This window comes from Shewanella sp. S1-58-MNA-CIBAN-0166 (assembly GCF_040310085.1).
Classification (GTDB): Bacteria; Pseudomonadota; Gammaproteobacteria; order Enterobacterales; family Shewanellaceae; genus Shewanella.
Genome location: NZ_JBEOPN010000009.1, coordinates 57,564 through 75,423 on the forward strand (window position 1 = coordinate 57,564; position 17,860 = coordinate 75,423).

General features: G+C 40.8%; 16 protein-coding genes. 7 read left to right on the forward strand and 9 right to left on the reverse strand.

Annotated elements, in window-relative coordinates:
• Nucleotides 1-2 precede the first annotated feature (2 nt).
• Nucleotides 3-1,220, forward strand: coding sequence for an NADH:ubiquinone reductase (Na(+)-transporting) subunit F (nqrF, locus tag AAEY99_RS07645; RefSeq protein WP_351009893.1), 1,218 nt, complete (start codon nucleotides 3-5; stop codon nucleotides 1,218-1,220).
• 196 nt (nucleotides 1,221-1,416) lie between these two features.
• On the opposite strand, the gene AAEY99_RS07650 is transcribed toward nqrF, so the two are convergent.
• Both AAEY99_RS07650 and AAEY99_RS07655 read right to left on the reverse strand, forming a co-directional pair.
• Nucleotides 1,417-1,590 carry a helix-turn-helix domain-containing protein gene (locus AAEY99_RS07650; RefSeq protein WP_101086091.1) on the reverse strand — a complete coding sequence of 58 codons (174 nt, stop codon included), beginning with the start codon at nucleotides 1,588-1,590 and terminating at the stop codon, nucleotides 1,417-1,419.
• Nucleotides 1,591-1,823: 233 nt separating this feature from the next.
• Complete coding sequence (locus AAEY99_RS07655) at nucleotides 1,824-2,504, reverse strand: Rossmann-fold NAD(P)-binding domain-containing protein (RefSeq protein ID WP_162022319.1); 681 nt, start codon at nucleotides 2,502-2,504, stop codon at nucleotides 1,824-1,826.
• Nucleotides 2,505-2,727: 223 nt separating this feature from the next.
• Between AAEY99_RS07655 and AAEY99_RS07660 the strand changes: the two genes are divergently transcribed.
• Nucleotides 2,728-3,399 (forward strand): nitroreductase family protein, encoded by a 672-nt coding sequence (locus AAEY99_RS07660; protein ID WP_351009894.1) that lies wholly within the window; start codon nucleotides 2,728-2,730, stop codon nucleotides 3,397-3,399.
• Nucleotides 3,400-3,545: 146 nt separating this feature from the next.
• Entirely contained in the window at nucleotides 3,546-3,920 is a 375-nt protein-coding gene (locus AAEY99_RS07665; RefSeq protein ID WP_101086088.1) for a hypothetical protein, read from the forward strand.
• A gap of 161 nt (nucleotides 3,921-4,081) precedes the next feature.
• On the opposite strand, the gene lpxL is transcribed toward AAEY99_RS07665, so the two are convergent.
• The gene (gene lpxL, locus AAEY99_RS07670; protein ID WP_351009897.1) at nucleotides 4,082-5,008 is read right to left on the reverse strand and encodes an LpxL/LpxP family Kdo(2)-lipid IV(A) lauroyl/palmitoleoyl acyltransferase; all 927 of its coding nucleotides are present in this window, start codon (nucleotides 5,006-5,008) and stop codon (nucleotides 4,082-4,084) included.
• 105 nt (nucleotides 5,009-5,113) lie between these two features.
• Between lpxL and hldE the strand changes: the two genes are divergently transcribed.
• From hldE to AAEY99_RS07685, 3 genes are all read left to right on the forward strand, one after another.
• Nucleotides 5,114-6,544: a bifunctional D-glycero-beta-D-manno-heptose-7-phosphate kinase/D-glycero-beta-D-manno-heptose 1-phosphate adenylyltransferase HldE gene (hldE, locus tag AAEY99_RS07675; RefSeq protein ID WP_351009899.1), complete on the forward strand. Its 1,431-nt coding sequence runs from the start codon at nucleotides 5,114-5,116 to the stop codon at nucleotides 6,542-6,544.
• Between the two features lie 117 nt (nucleotides 6,545-6,661).
• Nucleotides 6,662-7,534, forward strand: coding sequence for a hypothetical protein (locus AAEY99_RS07680; RefSeq protein WP_351009900.1), 873 nt, complete (start codon nucleotides 6,662-6,664; stop codon nucleotides 7,532-7,534).
• 227 nt (nucleotides 7,535-7,761) lie between these two features.
• Entirely contained in the window at nucleotides 7,762-8,229 is a 468-nt protein-coding gene (locus tag AAEY99_RS07685) for a TetR family transcriptional regulator (RefSeq protein WP_350998029.1), read from the forward strand.
• Nucleotides 8,230-8,465: 236 nt separating this feature from the next.
• On the opposite strand, the gene AAEY99_RS07690 is transcribed toward AAEY99_RS07685, so the two are convergent.
• Nucleotides 8,466-9,164, reverse strand: coding sequence for a DUF3581 domain-containing protein (locus tag AAEY99_RS07690; protein WP_162022322.1), 699 nt, complete (start codon nucleotides 9,162-9,164; stop codon nucleotides 8,466-8,468).
• A 243-nt stretch (nucleotides 9,165-9,407) separates the two neighbouring features.
• Entirely contained in the window at nucleotides 9,408-9,905 is a 498-nt protein-coding gene (locus tag AAEY99_RS07695) for an Lrp/AsnC family transcriptional regulator (RefSeq protein ID WP_182744229.1), read from the reverse strand.
• A 147-nt stretch (nucleotides 9,906-10,052) separates the two neighbouring features.
• On the opposite strand from AAEY99_RS07695, the gene AAEY99_RS07700 reads away from it, so the two are divergent.
• Nucleotides 10,053-10,580 carry a peptidylprolyl isomerase gene (locus tag AAEY99_RS07700; protein ID WP_101086083.1) on the forward strand — a complete coding sequence of 176 codons (528 nt, stop codon included), beginning with the start codon at nucleotides 10,053-10,055 and terminating at the stop codon, nucleotides 10,578-10,580.
• A gap of 30 nt (nucleotides 10,581-10,610) precedes the next feature.
• Here the strand turns inward: AAEY99_RS07700 and AAEY99_RS07705 are convergent, their stop codons facing one another.
• From AAEY99_RS07705 to AAEY99_RS07720, 4 genes are read right to left on the reverse strand one after another with little or no spacing between them, the layout of a single operon-like run.
• A complete protein-coding gene (locus AAEY99_RS07705) occupies nucleotides 10,611-11,762 on the reverse strand; it encodes an MFS transporter (RefSeq protein ID WP_351009905.1) in 1,152 nt (383 codons plus the stop codon).
• A gap of 40 nt (nucleotides 11,763-11,802) precedes the next feature.
• Nucleotides 11,803-13,515, reverse strand: a complete 1,713-nt coding sequence (locus AAEY99_RS07710; RefSeq protein ID WP_351009907.1) for a hydantoinase B/oxoprolinase family protein — start codon at nucleotides 13,513-13,515, stop codon at nucleotides 11,803-11,805.
• A gap of 17 nt (nucleotides 13,516-13,532) precedes the next feature.
• Nucleotides 13,533-15,590 carry a hydantoinase/oxoprolinase family protein gene (locus AAEY99_RS07715; RefSeq protein ID WP_101086316.1) on the reverse strand — a complete coding sequence of 686 codons (2,058 nt, stop codon included), beginning with the start codon at nucleotides 15,588-15,590 and terminating at the stop codon, nucleotides 13,533-13,535.
• A gap of 57 nt (nucleotides 15,591-15,647) precedes the next feature.
• Nucleotides 15,648-17,807 (reverse strand): TonB-dependent receptor, encoded by a 2,160-nt coding sequence (locus AAEY99_RS07720; RefSeq protein ID WP_351009909.1) that lies wholly within the window; start codon nucleotides 17,805-17,807, stop codon nucleotides 15,648-15,650.
• Nucleotides 17,808-17,860: the final 53 nt, after the last annotated feature.

Consider the following 17,860-nt stretch of genomic DNA (forward strand, 5'->3'; position numbering starts at 1 on the left):
TAATGGAAATGGCAATAGGTATTGGCATGTTTACCATAGTGGTAAGTTTGCTAGTGGTGGTGATTTTAGCTGCCAAACGTAAGTTAGTGAACACCAATGATATCACTATTAGTATTAATGGTGACGCCAGCAAAAGCGTGCAAACCCCTGCGGGTGATAAGTTATTGGGCGCACTGTCTGGACAACATATTTTTATACCATCAGCGTGTGGCGGTGGTGGTACATGTGGCCAATGCCGCGTAAAAGTAAAAGCGGGTGGCGGTGATATTTTAGCGACCGAACTTGATCATATTTCGAAAAAAGAAGCCAAAGAAGGCTGTCGTTTAGCGTGCCAAGTGACGGTGAGAACCGACATGGAACTTGAGATTGATGAAGAAATTTTTGGGGTTAAAAAATGGCAATGTGAGGTTGTTTCAAATAATAACCAAGCGACGTTTATTAAAGAGCTGTTATTAAAAATCCCCGACGGTGAAGATGTATTATTTAAAGCCGGTGGTTACATTCAAATTGAAGCGCCTGCGCATGAAGTACGTTATGCCGATTTTGATATTCCTGAAGAGTATCGTGGTGACTGGGTTAAATACGGTTTGTTCGATTTAGTGTCTACCGTTGATGAAGACGTATTACGTGCTTATTCAATGGCAAACTACCCTGATGAAAAGGGGACGATTATGCTAAATGTGCGTATTGCAACGCCGCCTAAAGCCGGTTTACCACCAGGCAAAATGTCGTCATATATTTTTAATTTAAAAGCCGGTGATAAGGTAACGATTTCTGGTCCCTTTGGTGAGTTTTTTGTCAAAGAAACCGATGCTGAAATGGTGTTTGTTGGTGGTGGTGCGGGTATGGCACCGATGCGATCGCACATATTTAACCAATTAAAAAGTGTTAAAACCAAACGTAAAATGAGCTTTTGGTATGGTGCTCGCTCAACTCGTGAAGTGTTCTATCAGCAAGATTTTGATAAACTAGCCGCCGAAAATGACAACTTTGTTTGGCATGTTGCTTTGTCTGATCCATTATCTGAAGATAATTGGACGGGTTATACCGGCTTTATTCATAACGTGCTGTATGAGAATTACTTGAAACAACATAAAGCGCCAGAAGACTGTGAGTTTTATATGTGTGGTCCTCCAATCATGAACGCGTCAGTGATAGCCATGCTAGAAAGCTTAGGTGTCGAGTCTGAAAACATCTTGCTAGATGATTTTGGTGACTAATGCTGTGTTGAGCGTTGGGTTTATGTTTGCTAGCCCATGTTCGGTCATTCATATTTACTCGTCCAAGCGTAGCTTAGAAGCTGTAAATAAGAATATGAACTGAGCGTATCAATAAAAAATCCCCATACTGTCATTGACGGTTTGGGGATTTTTTAGCAAATAGGGTTTCACTCGACATTAACGTTCAGAGTCGATATTAACGTTCAGAAAACGCCAGATAACGCATTACTTCGGCTTTGTTGAAACTTAGCACATTACCGTTTTGTTCAGTGAACAGTAAATTTTCGCGAGCATAACGCTTAATCGTAGTAGGGCTTTTGTCGAGTATTTCACAGACTTCATTTAAAGATAAATCGTTATCATCACTCATTCTCGTTCTCCTTACGTTATGGTTATAGTTACTCGTGTTGCCTTGTTAGTATTAAACATCATATGTGCATTAACTTGTCATATTCGCGTGTTTTTGTCGAGCTTAGTATTAAACCAATCACATTATTCTGCGTTGAAGCCTTTTGACGTAAAATGACTATGCCTTCAAGTCTTCGACTTGATTAACGTCATTTGAATTCCCACAGCATGAGCAGATAACTAATACGATTGGTATTAATAATGACAGCGATGCATCATGGCATTAGTGATAATTTGATGCGTGGGAGCGACCTGAGGCTTCAAAGCCACTTGGTACATCGACTCGGCTACCGTGTGCGCATTAATGGGCTGATATTTACGCAGCGGACCGATAAATAGAAACGATAAACCACCAAAAAGGCTTTGGCCAATATCTTCCATAAAACGACCATTATCTCGTGGTCCTAATAATAAGCTCGGTTGAAAAATATTGAGTACCGGTAAAGATAGTGCCTTAAGGGCTTGCTCTACTTCGCCTTTGACTCGATTATAAAACACGGTTGATTTAGCATCCGCGCCCAATGCGGTCACCACCATAAATTTAAGTGAAGGATTTTCTTGAACTTGGATAAGTTTAGCGAAAGCCAATACGGCTAATTTATCGACTTGAATAAAAGCTTCTTCGCTGCCCGCTTGTTTGATTGTGGTGCCTAAACAGCAAAACGCATGATCAACTTTTTCTGCCAATGCCAGCTCATGTACTTCGTCCAGTTGGCAGCAAATAAATTGCACTTTCTCAGCCCCAAATTGATGTTCGACCAAATTAGGTGCCGAACGGCCAATAACCAATACTTTACTATAATGTTCACTTTCAATGATGCGAGTAAGTAAGGTATTCCCCACTAAACCCGTCGCACCTATTATTGCTGCAATCATATAATCCTTTAGAAAGCTAAACCGACTCGCTAGACTCTAATCTGTCGCCTTAATGGTTTCAATAAGAATATTTTAATAGCAATTATTATCCTGTTTGTTAGCTTAGGACTATTACAAAAACTACCGGTTATTGAAAATGAGTTTTCACTTTATAAAAATATAACCATCATAAGAATAACAATCATAAGAATAGCAATCATAAGAACAACAATTAGGATGGATTATGAGCCAAGCGCATTTACCACTAACAGATTTTATTGAATATTCTCCAGATGAAATGCTCAAGCGGGCACAAGATAATTACCAGCAAGTTAAGCGACGTCATTCAATACGGGCATTCTCTGATCGCGCGGTACCCCAAGCCATTATTGAGCAGTGCATATTGGCAGCGGGCACGGCGCCCAATGGTGCTAACCATCAACCATGGCATTTTGTGGCGATAAATAGCCCACAGATAAAAGCGCAAATTCGTCAACAAGCTGAGGCGTTAGAGCAAGCATTTTATGCAGGTCGCGCCGGTGAAGAATGGTTAGATGCATTAAAACCTTTAGGCACTAATGCTGATAAACCGTATTTAGAACACGCGCCTTGGCTGATTGCAGTGTTTAGCAAAAAACGTACTGAAGAATCGGGTGAACAGAAAAGTAATTATTATGTGCATGAGTCTGTGGGGATTGCGACCGGTTTTTTAATTCAAGCATTGCATCATGCAGGTCTTGGCACATTAACGCATACGCCAAAACCGATGAGTTTTTTAAGTAAAGTGTGTGGGCGCGACAATGATAATGAGCGTCCGTATATGCTTATTATAGCGGGATACCCGGCCGATGGAGCGACCATTCCACAGTATGCTATTGAGAAAAAGTCGCTTGCGGAGATTTGTGATTTTATTTAATGGTGTTCACTGTTAGTCTAGCTGTATTTACAAAACGACAGCTTGTAAAACGGCTGCTTGTAAAATGACTGCTTGTAAAATGATTGTTGGTAAGAATATCATTGATCTCAATGATCGTCGTTAGATACGTATTAAAAGGAGTTAATATGAAATTGTTAAGTTCGTTGTTGGTTTGCTCTCTAGGCGGGATTGTCTCCATGCTAGCAGAAGCAGATGATGCTCAATTAGGCCACTTAGTCGAATTATCGATAACACACAATGATAACGCTATTGGGTTAAGTTGCTTGCCAAGAACTGAAGCCGCTGGCGAAACCGCTGATTGGGTGATTGAGTGTAACCGTTTGGCTTATCAATATTTAATCAGCCAAACGGGCGAAGGTATTGAGTTTAATCGCCAAGTTAATGAAAAGCCTTTTGGGATGGCAGCCGATTTTATGGCGAAAACCTTGATGGCGGACCCATCAGGATTTAAGGCGGTCAATATTTCGCAAGAGTTTGAATTTACTCATAAGAAAACTTAATAGCCTCTTTTTTCGTCTCGATTTTTACATTTTTCTGAATACATAACTAACCCGCTATGGCTTTAATACTGCTATAGCGGGTTAATTATGTATTGCTCATCAGTAGCTATTAGTTGGTAGCAACAGTCATCATTTATATACCCCGACGCGTTTAACTTAAATCAGTCATATAACGATGGCGTGTCTTCAGTGGGACGGGTTTTAAAACGACGATGAAGCCACATGTATTGAGCTTTGTTGCGGCTAATCAGTTGTTCTACAATCTGGTTACCACGAATGGCGTCGTCTGTTTCATTGTCGCCAGGAAAATGCTCTAAAGGCGGCATTATTTCAAGGGTGTAGCCTTTGTCATCACTATTACGTTCAACAAAAAAAGGCACTACATTGGCTTTACCTAATCTTGCCAGTGAGGTTGCGCCAGTAATGGTGGCAGCGTCTGGCACGCCAAAAAAAGGAATAAACACCGCGCTTGAACGGCCAAAATCTTGATCGGCGGTATACCAAATGACATCAGGACTGCGCAAACTGCGGATCATCTGGCGCACATCACGCTTAGGCACTAAGCCTTTGTTTGAACGTAAGCGACCTTTGACTTGTAAGTATTCCATCACCGGATTGTTATGGGGACGATACACGCCAATTCCCGGGGCAAACTGGCCAAATATACGCGCGCCCATTTCAAGTGGTAAACAATGTACCGCAAATAAAATCACCCCTTTGCCATTGTCTAAACTCTGACTAACATGCTCAGTGCCTTTAATGGTCATGTGCTGTTGCACGCGCTCGTTTGACCACCACCATGCGTTAATGGTGTCAAATACCGCTTTACCGGTTTCTTCAAAAGTACGCTCAAGCAGTTGTTGCTTGTCTGCATCACTCATCTCAGGAAAGCATAAATTGATATTACGCTTAGCGGTATGGGTTCTTCCGCTCGCAACTTTCATGACTAATCGACCAATGCCACGGCCAATTTTCATTTGCCAAGACAGAGGTAATAGTAAGGTTAAACGCATCAAACCGACGCCAAACCATATAGGCCAATGTTTAGGATGATATAAATCAGAAGAAAATTCGGCTTTCTCGACCACGGACAACTCGTCTAGTTCACAAAAAATTATTTGTTATTCTAACTCATATTTAGATGAAAATTAGGTACAATCACGGTTAAATTTTTACAAGACAGCGAATACACTATGAAGGTTTCTCTCCCAGCTTTTGAAAATGCGCGCGTTTTAGTGATTGGCGATGTGATGTTAGATCGCTATTGGGTAGGCCCTACGGGACGCATTTCACCCGAAGCCCCTGTACCTGTTGTTAAAATTAATCAAATTGAAGATAGACCCGGCGGCGCCGCCAACGTGGCATTAAACATTGCAACATTAGGTGGACATGTCCAGTTAGCGGGCATAGTCGGCCAAGATGAAACCGCACAAGCATTAACCCAAGGGGTAAAAGTGTTTGGGGTAGAACCGCAATGGTTAACGGTAGCAGACAAGCCGACAATTACTAAATTACGAGTATTGTCGCGTAATCAACAGTTAATCCGCTTAGATTTTGAAGAGCAATTTGAGAAAGCGACTAGCCAAGCATTATTCGCGCAAAGCGAAGCCATTTTAGACAATGTCGATGTATTGGTATTGTCTGATTATGCCAAAGGCGCCATTGATGAACCTAAGGACTTTATTGCTAAAGCACGAGCCAAAGGGGTAAAGGTATTAGTTGATCCGAAAGGGCATGATTTTGCTCGTTATCACGGAGCTTCATTAATCACGCCAAACATGAGCGAATTTGAAGCGGTTGTCGGTACGGTAACCAGCGAAGATGATTTAATCGAAAAAGCACAGAAACTGATTAAGTTGCACGACTTTGACGCCATTTTAGTGACCCGTTCAGAAAAGGGCATGACGTTAGTGTCGCAAAGCCAACCCGAACTGCACATTCCAACGGTTGCACGTGAAGTTCACGATGTTACGGGAGCAGGTGATACGGTGATTTCTGCTTTGGCGACCTCAATTGCTGCCGGTGCTTCGTTAGCGCAAGCTTGTGCGATAGCCAATACCGCCGCGGGCGTGGTTGTAGGTAAACTTGGCACTTCAACGGTTAGCCGCATTGAGCTGATTCAAGCATTAGCCCTTAACCATGGCGAGTCTGGTTTTGGGGTAATGACAGAAGATCAATTAGCTTATGCAATGGATCAGGCCCGTTTACGCGGTGAGCGCATTGTCATGACCAACGGTTGTTTTGATATTTTACATGCTGGCCATGTGAGCTATTTACAGCAAGCTAAAGCCTTAGGTGATCGCCTTATTGTTGCTGTAAATGATGATAGCTCGGTGACGCGCTTAAAAGGCCCTGGACGTCCGGTTAATCCTGTTGATCGCCGTATGGCAGTTTTAGCGGGTCTAGCATCGGTAGACTGGGTAGTCCCTTTCACTGAAGACACACCACAACGTATTATTACGCGATTATTGCCAGATTCTTTAGTCAAAGGCGGCGATTACAAAGTGGAAGATATTGCTGGTGGTGCTGAAGTGATGGCTGCAGGTGGCAAGGTTGAAGTGCTTGGATTTGAAGATGGTGTATCCACTACCGCTATTATTCAAAATATTATGTCACAAAAATAGTTGATGCTTAGATACTGGCAACGGTCATTACTCAAGTTATTAAGCTGTAGCGTTGCTTGCGCGCCGTTATTGGTTTGTCACTTTGTTAATGCCGGCCAGCTTATTACGCCTCAATCTATGACCACAAATCAACTAAAAACCACAACAGTTATGGTTGAAAATGTTTTGGCGAGTGATGACATTCGCCAGGCTTATTTTATCCCAATAGCAACCAAACAAGCGCTAGTATGTTCTTTATCTTCACTGGTAAGGTGTATTGCGTTACTCCCTGCTTCATTACAACAACAAACCGCTTTTTCTGTTGCCAATATTCGCCGCGCCGTTGGGCGTAAAAGTGCGATGGTGCTGGTTGCTGAACATCACATAATAGCAGGGGTTATTGTTGTCAATCCTGCTAACAATATGGCTGAACAGAGTGGCGCAATTGGTTTAAAAACTTATCAGTTGCCATTAGCCAACCAAATACAATTAACCTTGTGGCATGAAATAGGCCATTTATATAACATTGCATTACAAGGCAGTATTTTACCCTCATCTTTAACTGAGTATCAGCATGAGTGGCTAGCGGATTTGTATCTGTTATGGCGTATTGCGCAGCATTATCAGCAGCTCGATTTAGCGTGGCAACAATTTCATCGCCGAAACCTGGCCCTTATCAACGACAGTGGTAATTTGTCGCATTGGAGCGCGCCTCAACTTCAAATTGTGCTCAATCATTATAATGCCCAACAATTGCAGCATTTTACTCACTATGAGGATTTTTTATCCGCAGTTTATCCATTAATGCCGACGTGGTCGCCGCGTGACATGGGAGAATTTTCTAGCTTAGTGCAGCGTACTTTTAGTGCGGTTCAATCTTTGCCAGGGTACATTTTTTGGCGTCAATCGGAGCTAATTCAAGTGTTGTCGCCGACATTAGAAAGGTTAATGGGTAAGGCTGAGGCACAACGTTGGCTGAAAAATCAATTCTTAACCGAAAATAATATGTAAATTTTTGTAACCTGTTTTTATCACCTTCTGCAGCTCATTAAATTGTGATTTTTTATAACCTTTGATTTTAAAGGGTAAATAAATAGTTATCGCGATAATGTTCTGTTTTATCTTGTCTTTCTGGATATTGTACGGTTAAAAATGTTGTAAATTCGCTAATTCTTAGCAGAATTTTCTAGTTTGGTCTGGTAAGCTCTGGCACCAAAATAATTAGAGAGACCAAGTTTATGGCCAAGCGTTCACGAGTTGAAACTGAGTTAACCGTTAACCAAATTTTAGATGAAGCCTTTAAACAAATCCTCACGATTGGTTTTGAGGCGATGTCTTATACCACGCTGTCTGCCGCCACTGGAGTCAGCCGAACGGGTATCAGTCATCACTTTCCGCGTAAAACAGAATTTTTAGTGCGTTTAGATCAGCGTATCGGACAGTTTTTTATTGAAGGATTAGATTTGTCTTCGATATCGGCACTAGAGCAATCATGGGCTGAAGTTATGAAACAACCTGAACGTAAAGCAGTATTACAACTGTTTTTTAGTTTATGTGGCAGTAGTGACGAAAGCATGAAAATACTCAAATCGCTTAATATTGTCATCGAGGCTGCTGTTAGTCATTTTGCTGATGCTGGGCGTAAATGTGTTGAGCAACTTATCGGTAATAGTGCCTTGGCATTATTACAAGACGTGCCAAAGTAACTGATCAAAATTCACGAGTTTGTTACATGTACCAATTTGTTGTAAGCACTAAAAATTTTGGCTATTTAAGTTTTACCCTGTAAGTAACAAATCGGTATTAAAATTGACATTATGATCAATACGATATCGAAGAGACTATTCCATATTGGTATCTGAGCATTCAATAAGTTGAATTACGCAGGTATCGTTATGGAATGGTATTTCGTGAACGATGAACATCGCTCACGTATCTTGGTTTACGCCAGCTTTCTACTTTCATATCTGTCGCACATTTGCTGCGCTTGCTCGTCATCAAAAGCACGTAAGCCGCTTAATACTAATGTTTTGACTCCGCTACCAATCACTTTTCCTTCGCTTTGCAGTTCAAAGGTGAGGGTGACATCGCCACGCTTGCCATCAATCGCTAAGTCTTGTTTGATAAGGTGCAAACTGATGGTGCTGAAATCAAAATGGTCTAAATGAAATGACATGCTTTCATAAATCACTAATGGGCGATCAGGGTTAATCATGACCTTGTATTGCTTCATCATCGGCACAAGTACGTGGATAAAGTTCAATCCTGAAAAAGCAACATAACTTTTAATAAATGCCGCTGTTTGAATATCACATTGGCACACTTCACCTTGACGCTCAATATGCAGATATTCTTTGCCTTTGGTGTCGCTAATGCTGAATTTATTGACCACATTTTTATCGATGTGCAGCTCAACGTTATCACCGACCATGCCGGCAAACTTAAACTGCATGTTTTGGCTTAAGCCGTATTGGGTCAGCACTAGTGCAAATAATAAATCGCCAGGGACACAAAAGCGTTTAGCGCCCACATCGTGTATAGGGTTGAAATCTCCAGCGATTTTTTTGGCGAAGTCACTGGCTTGTTGAGCCGAAATAAACACGCTTTGATCTTGCTTAGTAAAATAAGGTGATAAAAACATAAAGAATAATTCTTATTAGTCAGTTGTCTGCTATCGCACAGCAGCGGTTTGTAACTGATTATGCAGCAATAAACATGCTTTTGGACAACAATATATTAATAAAATAGTTAATTGAGCCAGAGTGTACTTTAAAACATCAATTAAACTCACCCGATGACTAGGCTGTACATCTTTCGCTTCAATTAAAACGTATTTGACTTGAACGAAAATTAATCAGTAAAGAACAACAGACCTAGACTCTAATTACACACCTTTCCATTGCAAATTATTCAAGGGGTATCCACCAAACCACTTTGGCTCATCGAGTACGAAATGAGAGGTGATATTTTCGATGCCTAAATCTGCTTGTAAAAGCTCATCACAAAAGTCATTAAATTCTTCAATAGAAGTGCAAATGACAAAAGCGATATAATCAATTCCACCATTCACTCTTAAGCAGTCGACTATTTGAGGGTATTTTTTTGCAGAACGCTCGAAAATAGAGCAGTTTTGGTAGGTGTTACTCTTTAGCTTAATATTGATATAGGCTTTTACATTAACGCAGAGTTTATTGATATCTAACGCCATAACATACTGTAATATATAGCCACAATCTTCCATCGCTTTTACTCGTTGCAGGCATGCGCTGGGTGACAAACCTACCCGTTCAGATAATTCGTTATTACTAATTCGAGAGTTATTCTGTAGTTCAATAAGAATATTTCGATTTATTTTATCCAGTTTGACAGGTTTTTTTATCATTCATCTTGTCCTTTTATGCCTTGCAAAAGAATAACCTGATTTGTAGGCATTATTCACCAAATAACTCAAAATAGTTAACATGTTTCCGATTAAAATTTTTAATAAATATATGATAATTATTAAATTATAATTTTCTGGAGAGTATAGATGATACATAACCCAAAAGTAAAAATACACACTGACATTGGCGACCTCATCGTTACTCTATACGCTGATAAAGCACCCGTAACAGTCAGTAACTTCTTAAATTATGTCCAACAAAAACGATTCAATAACTCGACGATATTTCGAATTGTCACTGAAAGTAATGCTGAGCAGCCTGAAGATGCCAATACAAAAATTCAAGTGATCCAAGCAGGATTACCGCCCGAACATCCATTACTTTTACCGCCGATAATCCATGAGTCAACAAAAGATTCTGGGCTTTCACATACTCACGGCACCATCTCGATGGCGAGATTTGAACCGGGTAGTGCTGATGGTAGCTTCTTTTTCAGTGTTGGCGATCAATTAGAACTTGATTATGGTGGTAAACGTTATAGTGACGGCCTTGGTTTCGCTGCTTTTGGCCGAATTACTGACGGGATAGACGCGTTAACAAGTATTTTTGAACAGGCAGAGCCACAAGAATATCTTAAGAACGAAATTACTATAAAATCAATAGCCTTGATTTGATTTCAAGGCTATTTCGTTTATGGGATAGCCTTATTTTGATTGGTAAGCTAGAGGGATCATTAATATAAAACACGCAACAAAACAGATAGATCCCATTACATTTACCCCTAAGTAGCTAAAGTCTAACATAATTTTACTTGCCACAATCGGACCAACAATGTAACCAACACCAACCCAGGTTTGGGCTGCAGTAATATATTTTCCTGAGTGGTCGGCATCTGAAATAATCGCAAAAGTTCTTGCGCCAACAATACTCCAAAAGAAGCTGAATATACTTAACAAAGCTAAATATTTAAATTCACTGACGTCAAAAGACACAACAATCAAACAAGCACTCATCAACACAATAGAGAGTAGTAACAACAAGGTGCTCTTGCCTTTAATATTTAACCAAGCAAAAAATAGCGCCCCCAATAAGCCCGCTATCATAGCAAGGGCGAGTGCTTGAGAAACATAATCTAACGACAATCCTGCATCCGTACCTACAAAGGAAATGTAGCTCCACGTACCGCCAATACCGATGTAAAAACAAAATAAACCAGCAAGTGCGATAAGAAAGTATCGCGTGGGAATTGTGTTTATAGCGCCATCATTTGTAAGCTTATCTTTGTAGCTTTGGCTGTTTTTGGGTAAATTATTGATGACAAATAATGGTGTTAAATAAAATATTGCCATGGCGACAAATACCCCCTGTAGCCCAGCAAATTGATAAATAGGTGCAACAGCTACCAGCCCGAGTGCTTGCACGGCAACGACTACCGCGGTATAAAATCCAAACCAACGATTTGGGTTAGTCGTCATACCGATTGAAGTGATGCCAACGGCCACGAGTAAACCTTCACCAATGCCTGCAATAACTCGAATGAGGCACAACACCAAAAAATCACCGGTATAGGCTGATGCCAAATTTGCACAGCAACTCAGTAATACTCCGGCAATGACGATATTCCTGAAATTAAGCTTTGCAACAAATGTTGAAAATACGAGGGTAGCCACCACGATGCCCATCGCATCGGTAGCGGCTAAATACCCTACTTGCACATTTGTCAGCTTCATTGTTAATGCAATAACTTCTAAATATACAGGCAAAAATAATAATACTAAGTAACCAATTGGAGCGGTTAATAAGCCTGCTAAACCAAATGCAAAATCTTTGGTTTTATGAATTGGTAATGTAGACATATAATCCTTTTGTTTTTAGAAGTCTTAACATTCAATAAAGTTACTGATTATATTGGTATATTTCTATAGCTTCCTGTTCGGAAATAAATCCATTAACAATATCTTTAGTGATAGATTGTGCTGAACGTTTTAATGGGTCTCCCCAACCGCCACCATTGCCAGTGACTAAGCGTATTAAGTCACCTTTCTCTAAAGGATATCGGCTTTTTCGACTGAATCTAGCTTTTTCATTGCCATCACTATCAATAATCGCGATATAGTTACAAGAACCGTTCTGGCCACCATTGGTTCCCCATGTTGGTGTGATCCCTCGACCAAAAAAGCTCGAAATATCAGCTCCATCACCTAATATGCGATACTCGAGAATAACCCCTTTACCACCGCGAAATTCACCACAACCAGCACTATCTGGATTAAATTCATAGCGCTCAACGCGAACACCATAACGCTCTTCAGTGATCTCTATGGGTATATTGCTCGTTTCGCCATTGCCAACACAGAACTGACCAGACTCACCATCTTTGATGATATTTGCTCCCCAACCACCGACTAATGGTTCAACCAACAAAAATGGTTCTTTTGTCAGAGGATTAATTCCCGATAAGCTTATTGTGCACACAGAGCCAAATTGACCAGCAGTTAATACTTCTGGAATGGCAGAGGAGAGTGCTTTACGGATCACATCCGCCGCACAAACCATTGACTCAAAATAGGATGAAACAGGAGCAGGGCGCTGGGCTGTTAATATTGTGCCCTCTGGACACTCTACTCTAAGACGTCTAAAGCAACCGTCAGTAGCCGCTGCATTTGGCTTTACAACGCCCATAAATACTTCTCTCGCTGCCGAAACAAGCACACCCATAGTGCAATTAATTGGCCCAAGAGCTTGTTTTGACGAACCTGTAAAATCACAAATAAACTCTTCATCAGTGATAGTGACTTTGACTTTAATGACAAAGGGGCCGTGTCCCATACCATCTTCGTCGATAATATCTTCAGCATAAAAGTCGCCTTTGGGTAACGTTTTAAACTTTTCAAACACCATGGTATCGCCGTGATCTAATAGTTTATCAATTGCTGTTAATGTTGTTTCTTGTCCATATTTTTCTATCAAAGATAAAAAGCGCTGCTCACCTACTTTTAATGATGCCGCACAGGCTTTTAAATCACCCAAGGTCATTTCCGGTAAGCGCACATTTGCTTCAATCAAATCTAACAGCGATTGATTTGCAATGCCTTTTTCATACACTTTGATACCCGGGAACTGAAGGCCTTCTTGGTAAATAGAGCTTGCATCAGCACTGTAGCTTCCAGGGTCTTTGCCGCCAACCTCAGTCCAATGCGCTTTATTTGCCGTCCATGCAACCAATGTATGCTGATAAAATATAGGACGGATCATACACACATCGGATAAATGAGTGCCTCCGCCTGAGTATGGGTCATTTAAGATGAATACATCATCGGCATAAATATTATTGGCATCAAACTTTTCAATGATGCGCTGCACTGCAGCGTCGAGTGTTCCTATAAAACCCGGAATACCGTTACCTTGTGATATTAATCGCCCTTGGGCATCTGTTACCCCAATTCCATAATCTAATGATTCATAAATAATGGGGCTTTTACTGCTGCGCTTCAACGCTAAAAACATTTCTTCGCCAATCGCGATTAAGGCATTTTTAATGATTTCTATAGTAAAAATATCAACAGATTTAGGCTGCTGAGGTTCCTTGTTGGCTTGAATTATTGTCATGTTTAAAGTCCTTTAACTTAATACGTTAAGTGGATATGTATGCCACCAAAAGCATCTATTTCTACTTTGTTGTCGGGCAGAATGACTGTCGTAGTCGTTGGTTCTTCAATAATGGCTGGCCCTGAGAATTTCATACCGTGAGTCAATAATTCACGATTATAAAGAGGGGTGTTGTGGGTTCCCAATTCATCGAAATCGACATCGCGTTGGCCAATAATCGCAGTAGAGGCATCTGCACTTTCGCTTTTTGCTACTGGGGTAATTTCAGCTTTATCTAATAGACCAAATGCAACCAAATGAATGTTGACAATTTCTATCGCTGAATCTTCAAGATTGAAGGTATATTCTTGCTCGTGAGCTTGATGGAAACGTTGGGATAAAGTATCAATAAATTCTTTATTTTCGAGCGTTAACCCTGGAACAGGTATTTTTACGGTATGTTCTTGGCCATGATAACGAGCATCAACATAAAGCTCTAACATCACTTTATCTTCACTAAAACCATCTTCTTTGTAGTCTGCTAATGCATTGGTTATCACGCCATCAAAAGCTTTACCAATGTCTGTTTTGCTATCATGGGTAATACTGATTTTATGGGTGTGAATGTAATCTCGACGTAAATCAAGCATCAGCATTCCCCATGCTGAAAACACCCCAGCAAAGGGCGGAATAATGACCTTTCGAACATTAAGTTCTTTTGCTAGCGCAGTGGCGTGTAAAGCCCCGCCGCCGCCGAATGCCATCAGTGAAAAGTCGCGTGGATCAAAACCTCTGTTTACCGAAATAAGCTTAAGAGCATTAACCATGTTTGAATTTGCAATTTTCAATACACCATGTGCAATTTCCATGGCGGTGACACCAAGCGTATCACCGAGCTTTTTGAAGGCGTTATGCACAGCTTGTTGAGCAGGTTTGATTTCTCCACCCGCAAAGTTGTCGGGATTAATTCGTCCCGTATAAAGATTGGCATCTGTTGTCGTAGGTTCTGTACCATTACGACCATAAGCCACAGGTCCAGGCGTTGAACCGGCACTTTTTGGCCCGACATGTAAACTACCTGCAGCATCTATCCAGGCAATACTGCCCCCACCATTACCTATTTCAACGATATCAATGACGGGGGTTTTTATGGGATAACCTGCTGTGCTCTGTGTTTTCTCGAGCATATATTCGGTGGTGATCCGCGTCTCACCTTGGTTAATGAGTGAGCATTTTGCTGTTGTACCTCCAATATCTAAAGCTAGCAGGTTTTCGTCACCGATAACTTTACCGTATGCTACAGCGCCTAAAATCCCGCCTACAGGGCCTGACTCTACAAGTGTAATAGGATTTTTACAGGCGGCCTTTAAGGTTGCAATACCGCCATTTGACTGCATGATGTAAGGTGCATTTTTTAATCCCTTTTCGGCGAGTTTTTCATTCAGTTTATTTAAGTATTGCTGAGCGGGTGGGAGCACATATGCTGATAATACTGTGGTGTTCGTTCGCTCATATTCTCTCCACTCCGATGAAATTTCATAAGAGGCAATAACATCCACTTCAGGCCAGTATTTTTGGATCGCTATTACGGCTGCTTTTTCATGCTCATTATTCAAATAAGAATGTAAAAAACACACCGCAATAGCCTGAATATCTAGGGATTTAAAGTACGTTAAGATCTCTGGTAATAATGAGAGATCAAGCGGCGTTATTTCTCGGCCTAAATGGTCTAAGCGTCCGGGGAGTTCTCTGCGTAAATGGCGCTCAACAAAAGGCGTTGGTTTTTGATAGCAATTGTTAAAAATATCAGGGGTGTTACCCCGGGCTATTTCTAACACATCGCGAAATCCTTGAGTGGTAATTAACGCTGTTTTCACGCCTTTACGCTCGGTAATCGCGTTGATAACCACGGTTGAACCGTGTGCAAAAAAGTCGACATCGGCTAACGATATATTTGCTTTATCAACAGTATTGATCACCCCTTGCTCAAAATTAGGTGGGGTAGTATCACTTTTAACCGCTTTTACTGTGCCTTGTTCAATGTAAACAAGATCAGTAAACGTACCACCGACATCAGTCGCAACTCTAATCGTCATAATAATCTCTTTAAATAAATCAGAAAGGGTCGCCATATACATGGGCGACCCTAAAACCTAGAATGAATACTTAGCTTGAACCCCAACTTGTCGAGGGCTGTTTTGCATGCGAATTAATGGGTTATATAGGAATACTGTTTCTGGAGATTGCTCATCTAAGATATTGTTGGCAAACAATGAAACTGACCACGACTCATTATTGATGGTGAAATTAGCGTTGAGGTAGGTGTGAGAGTCTGTTTCTCCGGTATCATCATTGTAGATATCAAAGCTTCTTGGCCCGACAGTGTTAAATGCTAAGCGTGAGCTTAGTAACCAGTCTTTATGTAATTCAGTGTAATGAGTAATAGAGCCATTAAAGTTAAACTTAGAGACGTAAGGCATTGTACCACCTTCAGTTTCTTGTAAATCACGCCCTGATAAGATGTCAGTTCCTTTATTTTCAGTTATTTCGTTATCAATATAACCAGCCCCAAAAGACACTTTAATGTCTTCAGTCACATTGGCAGATAACTCTAGTTCTAATCCATTAATGATCACTTCATCGATATTTAAGTTTTCTAGGGTGAAAGTAGACGGGTTTAAACGCGTAAACTGAGCATCTTGCTGAACAATTCTAAAGGCCGCTAGATTTAACCAAATGGTGTCATCAAGCCAAGTTGTTTTAGAGCCAATTTCAATTGTGTCGGACACTTCTTTATCATATTGACGATTGACGGTAGGTGAGTATTCATTAAAACCACCACTTCTGAAGCCTTTTGAATAGGTGGTGTAAAGTAAAACATCGGGCGTATATTGCCAAGCAAGTGAGGCTTTAGGTTGGAGTTGGCTATAGGTTTGTTCGGCTTTTGATGCCGCTTTATCGCGTTCATCATATGCTTCGCGTGTTTCTGAGTCATACCTTAATGCAAATGTTAACTCTAAATCATCGGTAATATCATAATTACCTTGCCCAAAAAAGGCATAGGCGTAACTGTCTAGGACTGTTTTTTCACCTTCTAATACCAGAGAAGGATCTGAAGCCATTAGTGCTTTTACATCATTGTAGGTCACAAGTTCTGTTGGTGTGACATCAATAACCTGGTCATATGAAACATACCTGTCTTTTGTTTCTGCAAAACTGCCTAAGGCCCAACTAAATCCATCGTTGCTCTCTGAGACAAATCTCACTTCGAGATTCTCTGAACTTTCTTTTATCGGGTTGATTTGTGTTATTGGGAAATAAAAGTTTTCCTCGCTTGCGTCGGAGTGAGTAAAATCACCATCAGCAAAAAACTCAATATCTGAATCATTTGCAGAAAGCACTACTACCAATTTACCCAGGTCAAATTGACTTTCCAGTTTAGAGGATAAAAACCACATTTCTGAAATATCTTCACCGATTGCATTGCTATCGTTTTCAATACTAAAATCTTCTAACTCGTCGGCGGAAATCCTCGCCATATAATTACTCCCCTGTCTACTGTTGGAGTAGTTACCTCGAAAAGTGATATCTGTATCGTCAGTCATCAAATAGTGAAGCATTCCTTGGAAGCCATATGCGCTGTCAACAAAGTCGACATCTTCGTTGAAGTGAGCATTATCTATTTGCCCATCACTGTCGCGATAGTTTGCAGATATACGGTAATAAAGTTTGTCTTCAATGACAGCGCCACTCAAGGCTGAATTTAGCTTAACTTCATTCCCTTCGGCATATGATGCCTGTAATGAACCTTCAGTTTCATCGGTTGGGGCTTTAGTGATGATATTAACCGCTCCACCGATAGCATTTTTTCCATAGAGTGCCCCTTGAGGGCCTCTTAAGACTTCAATGCGTTCAATGTTATGCAATCCCTGGTTTATAAATTCTAAATTGGGTACGGTCACTCCATCAACCACATAGGCAATTGGAGCTTCGCCTACTTGAGGAGTTATTAGGCCACGAACGGTGATGAAATTTAAACCAGATCGAAAGTTTTTAGATACATCAAGATTAGGTGTCAGGGCGGCAAAGTCTTTGATTGTTTCTATTCTTGCTTGGGCAACTTCAGAAGCATTTATGACAGTGACTGAGTCTGGGATTTGTTGCAGTGTTTCCACTCGCCCGCGAGAAGTCACAACGATCTTTTCCATTTCGGCATTCTCTGCCTCCTGCGCATAAGCATGGTTTGTGACAACCAATGAATTTGCAATGGCGAGTGCGAGTGTCGTCTGAAAAAAAAGCTTACTTCTGCTCATACCTTTCCCCTGTAATATTATTATCGCTTTCTAATTTTCGTTAACTATAACCT

Bases quoted from the DNA above. Each gene is read 5' to 3' on its own strand.
- AAEY99_RS07720 (WP_351009909.1), bottom strand. From the start codon at position 17,807: ATGAGCAGAAGTAAGCTTTTTTTTCAGACGACACTCGCACTCGCCATT.
- nqrF (WP_351009893.1), top strand. From the start codon at position 3: ATGGAAATGGCAATAGGTATTGGCATGTTTACCATAGTGGTAAGTTTG.
- AAEY99_RS07665 (WP_101086088.1), top strand. From the start codon at position 3,546: ATGAAATTGTTAAGTTCGTTGTTGGTTTGCTCTCTAGGCGGGATTGTC.
- AAEY99_RS07650 (WP_101086091.1), bottom strand. From the start codon at position 1,590: ATGAGTGATGATAACGATTTATCTTTAAATGAAGTCTGTGAAATACTC.
- AAEY99_RS07660 (WP_351009894.1), top strand. From the start codon at position 2,728: ATGAGCCAAGCGCATTTACCACTAACAGATTTTATTGAATATTCTCCA.
- AAEY99_RS07710 (WP_351009907.1), bottom strand. From the start codon at position 13,515: ATGACAATAATTCAAGCCAACAAGGAACCTCAGCAGCCTAAATCTGTT.
- AAEY99_RS07680 (WP_351009900.1), top strand. From the start codon at position 6,662: ATGACCACAAATCAACTAAAAACCACAACAGTTATGGTTGAAAATGTT.
- AAEY99_RS07690 (WP_162022322.1), bottom strand. From the start codon at position 9,164: ATGTTTTTATCACCTTATTTTACTAAGCAAGATCAAAGCGTGTTTATT.
- hldE (WP_351009899.1), top strand. From the start codon at position 5,114: ATGAAGGTTTCTCTCCCAGCTTTTGAAAATGCGCGCGTTTTAGTGATT.
- AAEY99_RS07695 (WP_182744229.1), bottom strand. From the start codon at position 9,905: ATGATAAAAAAACCTGTCAAACTGGATAAAATAAATCGAAATATTCTT.
- AAEY99_RS07715 (WP_101086316.1), bottom strand. From the start codon at position 15,590: ATGACGATTAGAGTTGCGACTGATGTCGGTGGTACGTTTACTGATCTT.
- AAEY99_RS07685 (WP_350998029.1), top strand. From the start codon at position 7,762: ATGGCCAAGCGTTCACGAGTTGAAACTGAGTTAACCGTTAACCAAATT.
- AAEY99_RS07705 (WP_351009905.1), bottom strand. From the start codon at position 11,762: ATGTCTACATTACCAATTCATAAAACCAAAGATTTTGCATTTGGTTTA.
- AAEY99_RS07655 (WP_162022319.1), bottom strand. From the start codon at position 2,504: ATGATTGCAGCAATAATAGGTGCGACGGGTTTAGTGGGGAATACCTTA.
- AAEY99_RS07700 (WP_101086083.1), top strand. From the start codon at position 10,053: ATGATACATAACCCAAAAGTAAAAATACACACTGACATTGGCGACCTC.